The organism is Streptomyces sp. ML-6 (genome assembly GCF_030116705.1).
In the GTDB taxonomy this organism is placed as follows: Bacteria; Actinomycetota; Actinomycetes; order Streptomycetales; family Streptomycetaceae; genus Streptomyces.
The window spans coordinates 2,820,001-2,837,493 of sequence record NZ_JAOTIK010000001.1 but is presented as its reverse complement, the minus strand read 5'-3'; the positions used below and the strand labels follow the sequence as shown (position 1 = coordinate 2,837,493).

13 protein-coding genes (1 of these 13 only partly in view) are annotated in these 17,493 nt (G+C 73.5%); 11 read left to right on the top strand and 2 right to left on the bottom strand.

Annotation, left to right across the window (positions count from 1 at the left end; genetic code table 11):
- Positions 1 to 617: 617 nt before the first annotated feature.
- Positions 618 to 4,490 (top strand): glycosyltransferase, encoded by a 3,873-nt coding sequence (locus tag OCT49_RS12230; protein WP_283851906.1) that lies wholly within the window; start codon positions 618 to 620, stop codon positions 4,488 to 4,490.
- Positions 4,487 to 6,049, top strand: a complete 1,563-nt coding sequence (locus OCT49_RS12225) for a DUF5719 family protein (protein ID WP_283851905.1) — start codon at positions 4,487 to 4,489, stop codon at positions 6,047 to 6,049. Before OCT49_RS12230 ends, OCT49_RS12225 begins: the two co-directional genes overlap by 4 nt.
- A 195-nt stretch (positions 6,050 to 6,244) precedes the next feature.
- On the opposite strand, the gene OCT49_RS12220 is transcribed toward OCT49_RS12225, so the two are convergent.
- A complete protein-coding gene (locus OCT49_RS12220) occupies positions 6,245 to 6,691 on the bottom strand; it encodes a metallopeptidase family protein (RefSeq protein WP_283855768.1) in 447 nt (148 codons plus the stop codon).
- 322 nt (positions 6,692 to 7,013) lie between these two features.
- Between OCT49_RS12220 and OCT49_RS12215 the strand changes: the two genes are divergently transcribed.
- The 8 genes from OCT49_RS12215 (at position 7,014) to OCT49_RS12180 (ending at position 15,652) form a co-directional block, all read left to right on the top strand.
- Positions 7,014 to 7,391, top strand: coding sequence for a DUF3499 domain-containing protein (locus OCT49_RS12215; protein WP_283851904.1), 378 nt, complete (start codon positions 7,014 to 7,016; stop codon positions 7,389 to 7,391).
- A gap of 236 nt (positions 7,392 to 7,627) precedes the next feature.
- Complete coding sequence (locus tag OCT49_RS12210; RefSeq protein ID WP_283851903.1) at positions 7,628 to 9,010, top strand: phosphomannomutase/phosphoglucomutase; 1,383 nt, start codon at positions 7,628 to 7,630, stop codon at positions 9,008 to 9,010.
- A 160-nt stretch (positions 9,011 to 9,170) separates the two neighbouring features.
- The gene (locus tag OCT49_RS12205) at positions 9,171 to 9,353 is read left to right on the top strand and encodes a Trm112 family protein (protein ID WP_283851902.1); all 183 of its coding nucleotides are present in this window, start codon (positions 9,171 to 9,173) and stop codon (positions 9,351 to 9,353) included.
- A 159-nt stretch (positions 9,354 to 9,512) separates the two neighbouring features.
- Positions 9,513 to 10,649 (top strand): SIS domain-containing protein, encoded by a 1,137-nt coding sequence (locus OCT49_RS12200; protein WP_283851901.1) that lies wholly within the window; start codon positions 9,513 to 9,515, stop codon positions 10,647 to 10,649.
- A gap of 118 nt (positions 10,650 to 10,767) precedes the next feature.
- Positions 10,768 to 11,949 carry a mannose-6-phosphate isomerase, class I gene (gene manA / locus OCT49_RS12195; protein ID WP_283851900.1) on the top strand — a complete coding sequence of 394 codons (1,182 nt, stop codon included), beginning with the start codon at positions 10,768 to 10,770 and terminating at the stop codon, positions 11,947 to 11,949.
- Between the two features lie 88 nt (positions 11,950 to 12,037).
- Complete coding sequence (locus OCT49_RS12190; RefSeq protein ID WP_283851899.1) at positions 12,038 to 13,033, top strand: cation diffusion facilitator family transporter; 996 nt, start codon at positions 12,038 to 12,040, stop codon at positions 13,031 to 13,033.
- A 355-nt stretch (positions 13,034 to 13,388) separates the two neighbouring features.
- A complete protein-coding gene (gene ahcY, locus OCT49_RS12185; protein WP_283851898.1) occupies positions 13,389 to 14,846 on the top strand; it encodes an adenosylhomocysteinase in 1,458 nt (485 codons plus the stop codon).
- 194 nt (positions 14,847 to 15,040) lie between these two features.
- Positions 15,041 to 15,652, top strand: a complete 612-nt coding sequence (locus OCT49_RS12180) for a hypothetical protein (RefSeq protein ID WP_283851897.1) — start codon at positions 15,041 to 15,043, stop codon at positions 15,650 to 15,652.
- Between the two features lie 67 nt (positions 15,653 to 15,719).
- Here the strand turns inward: OCT49_RS12180 and OCT49_RS12175 are convergent, their stop codons facing one another.
- Positions 15,720 to 16,721, bottom strand: a complete 1,002-nt coding sequence (locus OCT49_RS12175) for an RDD family protein (RefSeq protein ID WP_283851896.1) — start codon at positions 16,719 to 16,721, stop codon at positions 15,720 to 15,722.
- 124 nt (positions 16,722 to 16,845) lie between these two features.
- On the opposite strand from OCT49_RS12175, the gene OCT49_RS12170 reads away from it, so the two are divergent.
- Positions 16,846 to 17,493, top strand: the 5' portion of a protein-coding gene (locus OCT49_RS12170; protein WP_283851895.1) for a stage II sporulation protein M. The gene runs 360 nt beyond the window's last position; the window shows 648 of its 1,008 coding nt (coding positions 1-648); the start codon lies at positions 16,846 to 16,848; its stop codon lies beyond the right edge, outside the window.

Here is a 17,493-nt window from a genome sequence, read left to right as displayed (position 1 = left end):
ACAACCTCCGCGGACGACCGCGTACGACCGGACGATTGAACGGCCGGACCGGCCGGACCGGCCGTACACCCGAAGGTCCGGATTCCGGGATTCCACGCACGGCTCCGCGACTCCACCCCGGGTTCGGACCCTGGGCCCCGAACCCCGGGCCCCGAATCGTGAACAGCGAACCGCGACCGGCCATGGTCCGTCGTCTGCACCTTGCCCGCAGGCGACGGGCCATCGCCGTGCCCGGCCCATGCCTGGCCCCCCGGCCCATGCCTGGCCCCCCGGCCCATGCCTGGCCCCCCGGCCCATGCCTGGCCCCCCGGCCCATGCCCGGCCCCCGGCCCATGCCCGGCCCCCGGCCCATGCCTGGCCCCCCGGCCCATGCCCGGCCCCCGGCCCGTCCCCGCCCGGCCTCCGCCGCCCCCGGTCCGCCCCTGGTCAGCGCCCGCCACCGGGCTCCGCAGCCCTCGCACCGGGCCCCGTTCGAGCGCTCGGCGCCGCCGTGGTGGTCCGTACCGTTAGTGTGGGGCCCCGTCCGAGACGCGCCAACGCCCTGACGGAGCGCGCGTGTACACCGATGCAGCCCCCGGGGGACTTCCCCCGGATCCGGCCGGAGGGCCCGTACCTCGATGTCCGTGCACAGCCAATCGGCGGCGCCGTACGCGGCCGCCGCCGCCCCCGAGTTCCCCCGGCACGTCGTCACCGCCGTGCTCGTCTCCCACGACGGAGCGCGCTGGCTGCCCGACGCGCTCGCCGGACTGCTCGGGCAGGAACGTCCCGTGCAGAACGTCGTCGCCGCCGACACCGGCAGCGCCGACGACTCCGCGCAACTGGTCACCGAGGCGCTCGGCGACGAACGCGTCCTGCACCTCGCGCGCCGTACGAGCTTCGGCACCGCCGTCGACGAGGCGGTCCGCACGGCCGGCGTCCTCTCCGCCGACGAGCTGCCGTACCTGAAGCGCCCCAGCGGCTGGGACCCCGTCAGCAGGACCTGGCGCGACGACGCGTACGAGATGCCGGAGCTGCCGCACGGCGAACCGGTGCAGTGGCTCTGGCTGCTCCACGACGACTGCGCCCCCGCCCCCGACGCCCTCGCCGAGATGCTGCGCGTCGTGGACACCGACCCGCACGCCGCGATCGTCGGCCCCAAGCTCCGCGGCTGGTACGACCGCAGGCAGCTGCTGGAGGTCGGCGTCTCCATCGCCAACAGCGGGCGCCGCTGGACCGGGCTCGACCGGCGCGAACAGGACCAGGGCCAGCACGACCAGGTCCGTACCGTGCTCTCCGTCTCCACCGCGGGCATGCTGATCCGCCGTGATGTCTGGGAGGAGCTCGGCGGGTTCGACCGCAGGCTGCCCCTGATGCGTGACGACGTCGACCTGTGCTGGCGCGCGCACGTCGCGGGACACCGGGTGCTCGTAGCCCCCGACGCCGTCCTCCGGCACGCCGAGGCGTCCGCCCGCGAACGCCGCCCCATCGACTGCGCGGGACGCTCGGTCGCCTCCCCGCACCGCGTCGACAAGGCCGGCGCCGTCTACACGATGCTGGCCAACGCACGCGCCAAGGTCCTGCCCTGGGTGCTGCTCCGGCTCGTCGTCGGCACCCTGCTGCGCACCCTCGCCTACCTCGTCGGCAAGGTGCCCGGCCAGGCCCTCGACGAGGTCGCCGGGCTCTTCGGCACCCTGCTGCGGCCGGGCAGGATCCTCGCGGCCCGGCGCGCCCGCGGCAAGGGCGCCGTCGACCAGGCCGAACTGCGCGGCCTCTTCCCGCCGCCCGGCGCCACCGTCCGCGCCACCGTCGAGCAGGTCGCCGGCAACTTCGGCAGCGGCTCCGACACCGACTCCGGCGGCTCCCGGCACGGCGCCGTGGAATCCGGCCCCGGCGGCGACGACGCCGACTTCCTGGAGATCGAGCAGTTCGCCAGGCTGAAGCGGATCGGCCGCAAGCCGGGCCCGGTGCTCTTCGCCGTCCTGCTGATCGTCTCGCTCGTCGCCTGCCGCGGCCTCCTCGGCGGCGGCTCGCTGACCGGCGGCGCGCTGCTGCCCGCTCCCGGCGACGTCTCCGACCTGTGGGGCAAGTACGCGGACGCCTGGCACACGGTCGGCACCGGCGGCACCTGGACCGCACCGCCCTACCTCGCCGTGCTCTCCGCGCTGTCCGCGCTGTTCCTCGGCTCGACCGGCCTCGCGCTCACGCTGCTGCTGGTCTGCTCCGTCCCGCTCGCCGGACTCACCGCGTACTTCGCCTCCCGGCCCCTGCTCGAATCCAGGCTGCTGAGGGCCTGGGCGAGCGTCGCGTACGCCTTCCTGCCCGCCGCGACCGGCGCCCTGGCGACCGGCCGCCTCGGCACCGCCGTACTGGCCGTGTTCCTCCCGCCGATCGCCCGCGCCGCCGTCTCCGCACACGGCATGCGCGCCTCCGGCGGCGCCCGGGGCAGCTGGCGCGCGACCTGGGCGTACACCCTGCTCCTCACCTTCGTGATGGCGTTCACGCCCATCGTCTGGCCGCTCGCCGTCGTCCTCGGCATCGGCGTGCTGGTGCTGCGCCGCGACGACATCACCGCGTACGGCCTGCGCTTCCTCGCCACGATCGGCACCCCGCTGCTCGTGCTCGCGCCCTGGTCGCTCTCGCTGCTCACCAGCCCGTCCCGCTTCTTCGACGAGGCGGGCCTGGACATCGGCGCGGGTACGGCCTCCGCGCTCGACCTGCTCGCCATCAGCCCCGGCGGCCCCAAGGCCGCGGGCAGCGTGCTGCTGTTCGGCATCGTGCTCGCCGCCCTGGCCGCGCTGCTGCGCGGGGAGCGGCAGTTCGCGGTGCGCGCCGCCTGGACGGTCGCGCTCGTCGCGATGGTCTTCGCCGCCCTGGCCAACGGCTCGGGCTGGGCCGGCCCCGCCACCCTCGTGTACGGCATCGCGCTGATCGCCGCCGCGCTGGTCGGCGCGGACGGCGCCCGGGTGCGCGTCGCCGAGCTCAGCTTCGGATGGCGGCAGCCCGTCGCCGCGCTGATCGCCCTCGCCGCGGCCCTCGCCCCGGCCGTGGCCGCCGTGAGCTGGATGATCGGCGGCGCCGGGGGACCGCTGGAGCGCCGCGACCCGGTGCAGGTGCCCGCGTTCGTGGCGGAGGAGAGCACCACCCGCGACCAGCCGCGCACCCTGGTGCTCGGCGGCTCCTCGCCCTCCACCGTCTCGTACACCCTGGTACGCGGCTCCGGGGCGCGCCTCGGGGACGCCGAACTGACCGCGGCGGGCGGCAGCAACAGCCACCTCGACAAGGTCGTCGCCAACCTGGTCGCGGGCTCCGGCGCCGACCAGGGCAGCCAGCTCAGCGGCTTCGCGATCCGGTACGTACTGGTCCGCGACGGCGCCCCGAAGGAGATGAGCCGGGTCCTCGACGCGACCCCGGGCCTCAGCCGGCTGAGCCAGCTGGACGGCAGCGCGCTGTGGCGGGTGGAGCGCCAGGTCGCCCGGATCATGATCGTCCCGCCCGGCGAGGGCGGCGAGCAGCTGCCCGTGGGCTCCCTCCCCGTCGAGGCGCACACCAGGATCCCGGCGGGCGAGGCCGGCCGGGTGCTGCGGATCGCGGACGCCGCCGACGCCGGCTGGCAGGCCACGCTCGACGGCCGGCCGCTGACCCGCAAGACCGTCGACGGCTGGGCCCAGGGCTTCGAGCTGCCCGCCGAGGGCGGCACGCTGGACCTCACGTACGACACCCCGTTCACCCACACCGCCTGGATCTGGGCCCAGTGCACGCTGGCGCTCGTCCTGCTGGTCCTCGCCCTGCCGGGCCGTCGCCGCGAGATCGACGACGACCTGCCCGAGGAGGGCGTGGCGGCCCCCGCGGAACCGGTCACGGGCGAGGGGCGCCGGGCCCGCAGGCTGCGCGCGGCGGCCCAGGCGGAGGCCGAGGCCGAGGCCACGCCGGTCCCGGACACCGCCGCCGGGCAGGCACCGCACGCGCCGGAGGAGCACGTCCCGGCCCAGCGGGCGGAGGAGTACGACCCCGCCCCCGCCCCCGCACAGCAGCCGCAGTCGGAGCAGGACGGCGACGGTCAGTACGCGGCGGTGCCGCAGCAGCAGTACGGCGAATGGGACGGGCAGCAGTACCAGGACACCGGCTACCAGCAGTACCCGGGCAACGGGTACGACGGGAGCCCGTACCAGAACGGCCAGTACCAGGAGACCCAGTACCAGGAGACCCAGTACCAGGAGACCCAGTACCAGGAGGGTCAGTACCAGGACGGCGGATACGGCGCGCACGGCACGCACCAGGAACCCGCCACCGCCGACCCGTACGGGCAGAACTCCTACGACCCGTACGGCTACGCCCAGCAGCAACAGCAGCAGTACGACCCGCAGACCGGCACGTACGCGTCCCCGGCGCACTACGACCAGGGCGGCGGCGGCCACCCGGCCCCGTACGCCCCGCAGAACCCCGACGAGAACCCTGCCCCGGGCCAGAACCCGTGGCCGACCGGCAACGCATCGCGAGGCGAGTCCGAGTGAAGTCCACCAGCAGCCTGTCCCTCATCGCGGGCACCGTCGCCCTCGCCGCCGTCACCGGATTCGCCGTGCTCACCGCGCCCGGCGACGGGGAGACCGCCAAGGCGGCGACCGCCGCGCGACTGCCGGTGGAACGGTCCACCCTGCTCTGCCCGGCCCCCGGCCTCTCGGAACTCTCGGAGACCACCTACACCTCCTTCACCCCGGCGGGCGACGGCGCGGGCGAGGCCGGCACGGCCGAACTGACCCCGACCGCGACGTCCGAACTCACGGACGACGAGGGCGAGGGCGACAAGAAGGACGACAAGAGCGACAAGAAGGACGAGAAGGGGAAGAAGAAGGACGACAAGGAGGCGGGCGCCGGGAAGCCGGTCGTCTCCCTCAAGGAGCCCGGCAAACCGGCCGTCGCCGAGGAGTCCGGTGCCGACACCCCGGCCCTGGTCGGCACCGCCACCGGCCGCCTGGCCCCCGGCTGGAGCGCCCAGCAGACCACCATGGTCGAGGCGGGCGAGGGGCGCGGCCTGCTCGGCGTCAGCTGCACCGTCCCCGACACGGACTTCTGGTTCCCGGCCGTGAGCACCGCGAAGTCCCGCCAGGACTACGTCCACCTGACCAACCCGGACGACACCGCGGCCGTGGCCGACATCGAGCTCTACGGGCCCGAGGGCTCACTCAAGTCCGAGGTCGGCGAGGGCATCACGGTGCCCGCCCGGTCCAGCGTCCCGGTCCTCATCTCCACGCTCACCAGCGAGGCCGTCGACGACGTGACCGCCCACGTCACCACCCGCACCGGGCGCCTCGGGGCCGCCGTCAGGGCCGCGGACGACAAGACCGGCAGCGACTGGCTGGCCGCCTCCACCACCCCGACGGGCACCCTGGTGATGCCCGGCATCCCCGAGGACGCCACCTCGGTGCACCTCGTGGCCTTCGCGCCCGGCGACGACGACGCCGACCTGAAGGTGAAACTGCTCGGCAAGACCGGCGCGATCACCCCGGCCGGGAACGACGGACTGCACGTCAAGTCGCAGATGACCGCGAGCCTCGACCTGAAGGACCTCACCAAGGGCGAGCCCGGCTCCCTGCTGCTCGCCCCGGAGAAGGGCGGGAAGGGCACCCCGGTCGTCGCCGCGCTGCGCGTGGTCCGCGGCTCCGGCGACAAGCAGGAGGTCGGCTACATCCCGGCGACGGCCCCGGTGGGCGCGCGGGCCACGGTGGCCGACAACCGCTCCGAGGGCTCGGTGCTCTCGCTGACCGCCCCGGGAGCCGACGCCACGGTGAAGGTCACCGCATCGGCGGGCAGCGGGGGCGGCGAAAAGGTCATCAAGAAGTACACGGTCAAGGGCAGCACGACACTCGGGGTCGTCCCGCCCGTGCCGTCCGGCCTCAAGGGCGGCTACGCCCTGACGGTGGAGACGGAGTCGGGCGGCCCGGTCCACGCCGCGCGCACCCTCACCATCATGCAGGGCGGCATCAAGATGTTCACCGTGCAGACCCTGCCGGACGACGGCGGAACGGTCGAGGTGCCCGAGGCCGTCCAGGACCTCTCGGTCCTGCGGGACTAGGCCCCCGGCCGGCCGGGACTTCCGGAACACGCCCTACGGCGCTCCCGGCCGGACGGGACCTCCGGAACCGTCCCGGAGGGGCCGGAGCGACGGGTGGGAACGGTGGTGTGCGGGCGGGCCGGGAACGGTCGCCCCGCACGCCACCGTTCCCATTCCCGTTCCTGCTTCCGCTCCCGTCCCCGGGCCCGCTGCGGCCTACTCCTGCCCGTACCGCGGATCCACGGACTCCGGCGAGAGCCCGAGCAGGTCCGCGACCTGCTCCACCACGACCTCGTGCACCAGCAGGGCGCGCTCGTCGCGGTTCTTGGTGCGGATCTCCACCGGCCGCCGGTAGATGACGATCTGCGCGGGCCGGCCCTTCTCGGCGGACACCGCGTGCCCCAGCGGAACGCTCTCCTCCTGCGCCCCCGGCACGTCGAGCACCATGAAGTCGACGTCCGCCAGCTGGGGCCAGCGCCGCTCCAGCCGCTCCACCGAGTCCTGCACGAGGTCGCGGAAGTTCTCCGCCCTGCTGACCGAGAGCGGCACCTGGGGCGGGGCGACGGGCCCGCGCATGCCACGGCCGTGCCGGTCCCGGCGGCGCGGACGCGGCTCGGACGGGGGAGACGGCGGGGACGGGCGGGGCGGTACAGGACTGTCCATCACTGACGCAGGGTAACGCTCCGGAGGGCGGGGCGGCCGCCGCTCCCTGACGGGTCATCGGCATGTCCAATCCTGAACAATCCGGCCAACCGAGGGCTTGTTTCAGGCCCCGCTGCTGATCGCCGGACTCCTGCCGAATGACAACTTTTATGCCGAATGGTGACCGGAACCCTTGCTGATCCGGGCCGTTCCGGGCCGCTCCCGCGCAGGTCGGAAAGGTCGCCCGGAAGGCGGTTGTGCCGGACGTCACAGCGCGACACGAAGGGGTGACCTGGGGGATGGTCGTCGCAGCCCGCTCAAGAGTGCGGTACCGTCCAACATCGTGAGCCCTGTACGTCGCTGTTCGCGCACCGCGTGCGGCCGCCCTGCCGTCGCGACACTGACGTACGTCTATGCCGACTCGACTGCGGTCCTCGGCCCGCTCGCCACCTACGCCGAGCCCCACTGCTACGACCTCTGTGCCGAGCACAGCGAGCGGCTGACGGCACCGCGCGGCTGGGAAGTCGTCCGGCTCTCCGACCCCTCCGCGCCCTCCCGCCCCAGCGGCGACGACCTCGAAGCGCTCGCCAACGCGGTACGGGAAGCGGCCCGGCCGCACGACCGCGGGGCCGACGACGGCCGGGGCGGTTCGCCGACGGCCGACCCGATGGAGGTCGCGCGCCGCGGCCACCTGCGGGTGCTGCGCTCCCCGGACTCCTGACTCCTGCCGGATTCTGACCCTGCCGATTTCTGATCCCCGCCGGGGGCCGGTATTCCTTTACTCCTGCCGGAGCCCTGACCTCTGTCGGAATCCTGTTCCCCCGCCGGGGCCCCGGCCTCTGCCCGGCCCCGCCGTCCTCCGGCTCCGCGTACGCGGCGGCCGGAAGGCCCGACGGTCCGTCCGAGTGGCTGCCGGGTAGTTTGGGCGGTCCGCAGGAATCTCAGGAGGACCGGCCCGTGGCTGCTGATCTGTCGCAGATCGTCAAGGCGTACGACGTGCGCGGAGTGGTGCCCGACCAGTGGGACGAACCGCTCGCCGAGCAGTTCGGGGCGGCCTTCGTCGAGGTGACGGACGCGGACGCGATCGTGGTCGGCCACGACATGCGGCCCTCCTCGCCCGGCCTCTCGGGAGCCTTCGCGCGCGGGGCCGCAGCACGCGGCGCGGACGTCACGCTGATCGGCCTCTGCTCGACCGACCAGCTGTACTTCGCCTCGGGCAGCCTGGGCCTCCCCGGCGCGATGTTCACCGCCTCGCACAACCCGGCGCAGTACAACGGCATCAAGCTCTGCCGGGCGGGCGCTGCACCCGTGGGCCAGGACACCGGGCTCTCGGAGATCCGCGCCCTCGTCGAGAAGTGGGCCGAAACCGGCGCCCCCGGACCGGCCGGGACCCCCGGCACCGTCACCGGGCGCGAGACGCTCGCCGACTACGCCGCCCACCTGCTGTCCCTGGTCGACCTCGGGTCGATCCGCCCGCTGAAGGTCGTCGTCGACGCGGGCAACGGGATGGGCGGCCACACCGTCCCCACCGTCTTCGCGGACCTGCCCGTCGACCTCGTACCGATGTACTTCGAACTCGACGGCACGTTCCCCAACCACGAGGCCAACCCCCTCGACCCGAAGAACCTCGTCGACCTCCAGGCCCGTGTCGTGGCCGAGGGCGCCGACCTCGGCCTCGCCTTCGACGGCGACGCCGACCGCTGCTTCGTCGTCGACGAGCGGGGCGAGGGCGTCTCCCCGTCCGCGATCACGGCCCTGGTGGCGGCCCGGGAACTCGCCCGCAACGGCGGCCGGGGCACCGTCATCCACAACCTGATCACGTCGCTCTCGGTTCCCGAGGTCGTCCGCGAGAACGGCGGCACCCCGGTCCGCACCCGCGTGGGCCACTCCTTCATCAAGGCGGAGATGGCCGAGCACGGTGCGATCTTCGGCGGCGAACACTCCGCGCACTACTACTTCCGCGACTTCTGGAACGCCGACACGGGCATGCTGGCCGCGCTCCACGTGCTGGCCGCGCTGGGCGGGCAGCCGGGCTCCCTGTCGGACCTGGTCGCCCGGTACGACCGCTACGCCGGCTCCGGCGAGATCAACTCCACGGTCGCCGACCAGCGGGCCCGCACGGCAGCGGTACGCGCCTCCTTCGCGGACCGCGACGGGATCACGACCGACGACCTGGACGGCCTGACCGTCACCGCACCGGACTGGTGGTTCAACCTCCGCGCCTCCAACACCGAACCCCTGCTCCGCCTGAACGTGGAGGCCCGCGACGAACGGACGATGGCAGCGGTGCGGGACGAGGTGCTGGCCCTGGTCCGCTCCTCGGAGATCCCCGCCGTTTAGCCCTGGTCCACTCCCCGGAGACCCTGCCGTTCAGCACTGGCCCCCCCGGGCGTACACCCCGGCTCCACCCGCACCCACCCAGCCCCGCCCCACCCCGCGCGCCCCGCCCTCCGGCGGTAGGCTGACGTGGCCTGATCCGTTGTCTGAAGGGACCCGCCCCATGCCGCTCGAAGCCGGCCTCCTGGAGATCCTCGCCTGCCCGGCCTGCCACTCTCCGCTCGACGACCGGTCGGCATCCGACACCCCCGAGCTGGTCTGCACCGGCGACGACTGCGGACTGGCCTACCCGGTACGGGACGGCATCCCCGTCCTCCTCGTCGACGAGGCCCGCCACCCCGCGTAACGCCGGAGCCCGGGCGCACGCCCCGGCCCGCCGCCCCGCGCAACCGGAGCCCGGGCACACGAGGCCGTCGCCCCGCGCAACCGGAGCCCGGGCACACGAGGCCGTCGCCCGCCGCCCCGCCCCGCACGGTGATCAGCATGTGATCGGAGGACCGTCCCCATGCTCGACGAGTCGCTGCTCGACGCCCCGGAATCCCTGGCCCGAGCCGACCGCCGCGGCCTGCTCCGCGGCGCCGCCGAGGCCGGGGCCCGGGCCCGCACCGCCGCCCGGCACGCCGCCGAGGCCGGGATCGGCGAACTGAACCCGGAGGGCCGCCCCCGCGCCGTACTGGTCGCGGGCTTCGGCACCGCCGCGTCCGGCGTCGCCGACCTCGTCACCGCCCTGGTCGGCGCGTCCGCACCCGTCACGTCCATCCGCCCCACCGGGGTGGCCCCCGCCGCGGGCGCGCTGCGCTGGGCACTGCCCGGTTGGGCCGGACCCGTGGACCTGCTGCTCATCGTCACGGCCGACGGCGCCGAGCCGGGCCTCGCCCTCCTCGCCGAACAGGCGTACCGCCGCGGCTGCAGCGTCGTCGCGGTCGCCCCCCACCGGTCACCGCTGCGCGAGGCCGTCGACGGCGTGCGCGGCCTCCTCGTACCGATGGCCTCCGCCCCGCACGGCGAGTACGACGCCGAGACCTCGGCCGCCGGCCCCGGCACGCTCTGGGCGCTGTTCACCCCGCTGCTCGCGCTGCTGGACCGGGTCGGCCTGGTCACCGCCCCCGCCGACGCGCTGCAGGGCGTCGCGGACCGGCTGGACCGCACCGCGGAACGCTGCGGCCCGGCCATCGCCACGTACAGCAACCCGGCCAAGACCCTCGCCGCCGAACTCGCCGACAGCCTGCCCCTGATCTGGACCGAGGGCGACGCGGCCGGCCCGGTCGGCCGCAGGTTCGCCGCCGTCCTGGCCGAGCTGTCCGGGCGCCCCGCCCTCGCCGCGGAACTGCCCGGGGCGCTCCCCGCCCACGGCGGACTGCTGGCGGGCGCGTTCGCCGCGGGCGCCGACCCCGACGACTTCTTCCGCGACCGGGTCGAGGAGCCGGAGCCGCTGCACGCCCGCGTCGTACTGCTCCGGGACCGTCCCACGGGCGGCCTGAGCGCGACCCCCGCCGCCCGCGAACTGGCCCTCGGCCACGACACCGCGATCAGCGAACTCGAACCGGACGAGGGCACCGACCTCGAATCCCTCGCCGAACTGCTCGCGGTCACCGACTTCGCCGCCGTGTACCTGGCCCTCGCCTCGGAGGCCCGCGCCTGACCGGGCCCGCGCCCGTGCCCCGTACGACGGCGGGCCCCGTCCGCGCCCGGTCCGGCGACACCCGGACACCCAGCAGCACACCGCACCCGATCCACGCACCCCCAAGGACACAATTCCCATGGACCGGCTCTCCAACACCGTGCGCCCTTACGCCTGGGGCTCCACCACCGCCATACCCGAACTGCTCGGCGTCGCCCCCACCGGCGAACCCCAGGCCGAGATGTGGATGGGCGCCCACCCCGGCGCCCCCTCCCGCCTCACCCGGACCACCAGCACCGGGGAGCCCGGCCCCGAGCAGTCCCTCGCCGACGTCATCGCCGCCGACCCCGAGCGCGAACTGGGCCGGGCCACCGTCGAGAAGTTCGGCCCCCGCCTGCCCTTCCTCCTCAAACTGCTCGCAGCGGGCGCCCCGCTCTCCCTCCAGGTCCACCCCGACCTCGAACAGGCCCGAAGGGGTTACGAGGACGAGGAGCGCCGGTCCGTCCCGATCGACGCCCCCCACCGCACCTACAAGGACACCAACCACAAACCCGAGCTGATCTGCGCGCTCACCCCCTTCACCGGCCTGTGCGGCTTCCGCGACCCCGCCGAGGCGGCCCGGACGATCGCGGCCCTCGACGTCGACGAGCTCAAGCCGTACGTCGACCTCCTCGGCGCCCACCCCGAGGAGGCCGCCCTGCGCGAGGTCCTCACCGCGATCCTCGGCGCCGAGCCCACGGAAATGGCCGAGACGGTGCACCGCGCCGCCGCCGCGGCCGAACGCCTCGGCGGCGCCCACGCCCTGTACGCCCGGATCGCCCACCACTTCCCCGGCGACCCCGGGGTCCTCGCGGCGATGCTGCTGAACCCCGTGGAACTCAAACCCGGCGAGGCACTGTTCCTCGGCGCGGGCGTCCCGCACGCCTACCTCGACGGCCTAGGCGTCGAGATCATGGCCAACTCGGACAACGTGCTGCGCTGCGGGCTCACGCCCAAGCACATCGACGTACCCGAACTCCTGCGCATCGTCCGTTTCGAGGCGGCCGACCCCGACATCCTGCGCCCCGAGGCCGCACCGTCCGGCGAGGAACCGTACGAGACGCCCGTGGACGAGTTCCGGCTCTCCCGCTTCGACCTCTCGCCCGGCGCCGTTCCCGTGGACCTGACCCGGGACGCCCCGCAGATCCTGCTCTGCACCCAGGGCGCCACGAAGGCGGGCGCACTGGACCTCGCCCCCGGCGAATCCGTCTTCGTACCCGCCGGGGAAGAGGTCGAGGTGTCCGGTACGGGAACCTTGTTCCGTGCCACAGTGGTGGTCTGACGTACCACCCGCACCAGCGACTGCAACAATGTCCGGCCGTACGGCGGCGCCAGGGCCGCAGCAGCGAACGAAGGGACACCAGGCACCCATGAGTGCGTCAGGCGGAACCAAGGCGATCGTGGCGGCACTCGGCGCCAACCTGGCCATCGCGGTGGCCAAATTCGTGGCGTTCCTGTTCAGTGGCTCGTCATCGATGCTCGCGGAGAGCGTCCACTCGCTCGCCGACTCGGGCAACCAGGGACTGCTGCTGCTCGGCGGCAAGAAGGCCCGGCGCGAGGCCACCCCCCAGCACCCCTTCGGCTACGGCCGCGAGCGGTACATCTACGCCTTCCTCGTCTCCATCGTGCTGTTCTCCGTCGGTGGCATGTTCGCGCTGTACGAGGGCTACGAGAAGATCAAGGACCCGCACGAGATCGAGGCCTGGTACTGGCCGGTCGGGGTGCTGGTCTTCGCGATCATCGCCGAGAGCTTCTCCTTCCGCACGGCCATCAAGGAGTCCAACGGGATCCGCGGATCGCTCTCCTGGAAGGAGTTCGTCCGCCGGGCCAAGGCCCCCGAGCTGCCCGTCGTCCTCCTGGAGGACCTCGGCGCGCTGGTCGGCCTGATCCTCGCCCTCGGAGGCGTCGGCCTCTCCCTCGCGACCGGCGACGGCGTCTGGGACGGTATCGGCACCCTCTGCATCGGCGCCCTGCTGATCATCATCGCGATCGTGCTCGCCGCCGAGACGAAGTCGCTCCTGCTCGGTGAGGCCGCCGGGACCGAGGAGGTCGAGAAGATCAAGAACGCGGTCGTCGACGGCGACACGGTCACCCGCGTCATCCACATGCGCACGCTCCACCTCGGCCCCGAGGAACTGCTCGTCGCGGCCAAGATCGCGGTGGAGCACGACGACACGGCCGTCGAGGTGGCCAACGCCATCAACGCCGCCGAGGCCCGCATCCGCGCCGCGGTCCCGATCGCCCGGGTCGTCTACCTGGAGCCGGACATCTACAGCGAGGCCGCTGCCGCAGCCGGCATCAACCCCGGAAAGGCGCCGGGCGGAGCGCCCGGCGCTCCGGACACCCCGACGGAATCCGGCCACTGACCGAACCCGCCGCGACGGGCCGGTCCGTCCCGGCCGGGCATCCCCGGACCCGCCGCCCACCTGCCCATATGTCCTCCGGACACCCTCTCGACCCGCTCTCCCGCAGGCTTCCGCAACGTCCTCCCCGCCCCGCCCGGCTCCCGGGCGGGCTGGGAGGGACTGGGCCGATCGGTGTAGATTCGACGCCAGAGTCAGACGTCGCTGCTGATGGCGGTCGATCGGTCCCCACGTGCGGACCGGCCGAGGGAGAGAGGGCCTCCGACGGACTGCGCTGCGAGCACCGGGCATTCGTGTGCCCGTCGCCGCAGAGCCATCCGTGCCCCACCTCGACACCCTTCACGAGGAGCAGCCCGTTATGACGACGGTCGCCAACCGACAGGACTTCAAGGTCGCCGACCTCTCCCTCGCGGCGTTCGGCCGCAAGGAGATCACCCTGGCCGAGCACGAGATGCCCGGTCTGATGTCGATCCGCAAGGAGTACGCCGACGCGCAGCCGCTGGCCGGTGCCCGCATCACCGGTTCGCTGCACATGACCGTGCAGACGGCCGTGCTGATCGAGACCCTGGTCGCCCTCGGCGCCGAGGTCCGCTGGGCCTCCTGCAACATCTTCTCCACCCAGGACCACGCCGCCGCGGCCATCGCCGTCGGCCCGAACGGCACCCCCGAGGCTCCCGCGGGCGTCCCGGTCTTCGCCTGGAAGGGCGAGACGCTGGAGGAGTACTGGTGGTGCACGGAGCAGGCCCTGACCTGGCCGAACACGCCCACCGGCGGTCCGAACATGATCCTCGACGACGGTGGTGACGCCACCCTCCTGGTCCACAAGGGCGTCGAGTTCGAGAAGGCCGGCGCGGCCCCGGACCCCTCCACCGCGGACAGCGAGGAGTACGCCCACATCCTCACCCTGCTGAACCGCACCCTCGGCGAGTCCCCGCAGAAGTGGACGCAGCTGGCGTCGGAGATCCGCGGCGTCACCGAGGAGACCACGACCGGTGTGCACCGTCTCTACGAGATGCACCGCGACGGCACCCTCCTGTTCCCGGCGATCAATGTGAACGACGCCGTGACGAAGTCGAAGTTCGACAACAAGTACGGCTGCCGTCACTCGCTGATCGACGGCATCAACCGCGCCACCGACGTGCTGATCGGCGGCAAGACCGCGGTCGTGTGCGGTTACGGGGACGTGGGCAAGGGCTGCGCGGAGTCGCTGCGCGGCCAGGGCGCCCGGGTGATCGTGACGGAGATCGACCCGATCTGCGCGCTGCAGGCGGCGATGGACGGCTACCAGGTCGCCACCCTGGACGACGTGGTCGAGCAGGCGGACATCTTCGTGACCACGACGGGCAACAAGGACATCATCATGGCCTCGGACATGGCCAGGATGAAGCACCAGGCCATCGTGGGGAACATCGGCCACTTCGACAACGAGATCGACATGGCCGGTCTCGCGCAGATCGAGGGCATCGTCAAGGACGAGATCAAGCCGCAGGTCCACACCTGGACCTTCCCCGACGGCAAGGTCCTCATCGTGCTGTCCGAGGGCCGCCTGCTCAACCTGGGCAACGCGACCGGGCACCCCTCGTTCGTGATGTCCAACTCCTTCGCGGACCAGACGCTGGCCCAGATCGAGCTGTTCACCAAGCCCGAGGAGTACCCGACCGACGTCTACGTGCTGCCCAAGCACCTGGACGAGAAGGTCGCCCGCCTCCACCTCGACGCCCTCGGCGTCAAGCTCACCACGCTCCGCCCGGAGCAGGCCGCGTACATCGGGGTCGAGGTCGAGGGCCCGTACAAGCCCGACCACTACCGCTACTGACCCCACCCGCCGACGACCACCCCGGCACCGGCCGGCCGGTGACCCTCCACCTGGTCACCCCCCGGCCGGTGACGACCGGCCGCCGGCGACCGGAACGGTCTCCGCAGCAGTGACGAACGCAGGCCCCCGCACCCCCGTGTCGGGGGCCTGCGCCGTACCGCACCCGCTCAGCCCGAGGACCCCAGAAGGACCCCATGCCCCGCGGCCGATATTCGCTCCACGATCTCCACGATCACACCCCCCTCGGCGAAGAGCACTTCCAGTGCGCCCCCGGGCCCTCCGGCTGGCGCTACATCTCCCGGACCACCGCCCCGTCCGGTGATCACCTCGGCTCCGTCGACCTCACCCTCGACGAACTCGGCCGCCCCATCCGCCTCGAACTGCACGCCGCGAGCTGGCAGGTCCGCGGCGCCGCTCTCGAAGGCGTCACCTGGGTCCGCACCGACCCGACCGGCACCCATGCCACCGAAGGCAATGTCCGCGCCCACGCCTTCACCGGCACGTCCCCCGCGTTCCTCATCGCGACCGCACGACTGCTGCGTCTCACCCCCGGCTCACCCGCGACCCGCGTGCGCCTGGTCGCCTTCACGGATCCGGTCCTCGCCCCCCGGACCGTCGACCAGTCCTGGGCCCTGGTGAACAGTGAAGCGCACACCACTGACAACGGCCCCCTGACCGTGGACGAATACCAGGTCAGCGCCCTGGACACCGGCGAGCGGCACACCGTTCACATCGCCGGTGACGTGGTCCTGGCAGCCCCCGGCATCGAGCTGGAGGACCTGGACTCCCCGCCCTCGTACACCTGAGAGCCCGGCCCCACGGCGGTTCCCAGGCGAGTGGTACTCAGACGGGCGGCTCTCAAGCGGGTGGTGCTCAGGCGGGTGGTGCGAACCCGGTGGCAGCAGGCGGCGACGTCCGGCCGTCCGCCACCCCCGCGTCCGGCCCCGGTCCCTCCGCACTCGCGGACCGCTCCGACGCACCCGCCCCGAAGCCTTCGAAGCCTTCCGCGACGGGCCCGGACACCACCGGCGCCCACCCGGGACCCACACCCCCGGAACCACTGGGGCGCACGGCGCTCTCCGGCGCACCGCTCTCCCGAGCACCACGCTCCCGGGCACTCTCCTGAGCCGCGACGAACATCCGCCGCGCGTCCCGCGCCTGCCGCTCGTTCACCACCGCGGCCAGATACGCCCCGGCCGGCACCCCCTCCGGCACCGGAACCCCGGTCCGCCCCGCCAGCTCCCCGGCCAGCCGCTCCGCCATCGCCCCGCCCACCTGCGCGTCGAGCTGGTGCATCCGCGTCAGGTACTGGCGGACGGCCAGCCACAGGGAATCCGGCACCCCCGACAGGTCCAGCCCCGCGAACCGCCCGACCAGCCACGGCGGCGGAGGCGGCACAGCAGCCGCCCGCGAGGCCGGTACCCGCTCCCGTACGACGAGCGTCCCCGCGAACACGTCCCCGAGCCGCCGCCCCCGGGCCGACACCAGCGAGGCGATACAGGCGACGACCCCGAGCGTCAGCAGGATCTCGACGACCCCCACGGCCCCGCGCACCAGCGCGTGCCGGAACCGGATCGGCCCCCCGTCGTCCCGGACCACCCGCAGCCCGCACGCCAGCTTCCCCAGCGAACGCCCGCGGCTCAGCGTCTCCACCGCGATCGGCCCGCCCACCAGCACCAGCAGGAAACTCGCGACGGACACCGCAGCGAGCGCCGCGTCGTCCAGCGTCGCCGTCGCGACGGCCAGCCCGATCGACACCAGGACGAACGCCGCCCCCACCACGGCGAGATCGATGACCACCGCCAGCGCCCGGCTCGGCAGCTTCGCCGGCCGCAGTCCCAGCACGACCGCGTCCCCGGTCACGAGCTCACTCATCGCCGCCCCATCCTTCGCCGATCCGTCCCTGCCCCTCGGGCCCTCAGTCTGCCAAGCTGGCCCGCAGCGCGCCGCCGCCGTAGTACGAACCCGTACGCACCCATGCCTGGAGCAGCAGCCGAACATGGATCTCGACGTATTCGTGACCGCCCACCGCACCGAGTGGGACCGCCTGGACCAGCTCCTGCGCCGCGGGCGCCGTCTCACCGGCACGGAAGCCGACGAACTCGTCGAGCTCTACCAGCGCACGGCCACCCATCTCTCGCTCCTCCAGTCCAGCGCCCCGGACCCGATGCTCACCGCCCGCCTGACCCAGCTCGTGGCGCGTGCCCGGTCCACGGTCACGGGCACCCGCCGAGCCTCCTGGCGCGATGTCACCCGCTTCCTCACCGCCGGTTTCCCCGCCGCCGTCTACCGCTCCCGGCACTGGTGGATACCCACGGCCGTCCTCTCCACGGTGCTGGCGGCGGTCATCGGCTGGTGGATCGGTACGCATCCGGAGGTCCAGTCGGCCATCGCGGCCCCCGACGACCTCCGCCGCCTCACCAGCCCCGGCGGGGAGTACGAGACGTACTACTCCAGCCACCCGGCCGCGTCGTTCGCCGCCCAGGTGTGGACGAACAACGCCCAGGCCGCGGCCATGTGCCTGGTCCTGGGCGCGTTCCTCTGCGTCCCGGTGATCTGGATCCTCTTCATCAACGTGCTCAACCTCGGGGTCGGCATCGGCCTGATGTCCTCGGCGGGCCGGCTCGACACCTTCATGGGGCTGATC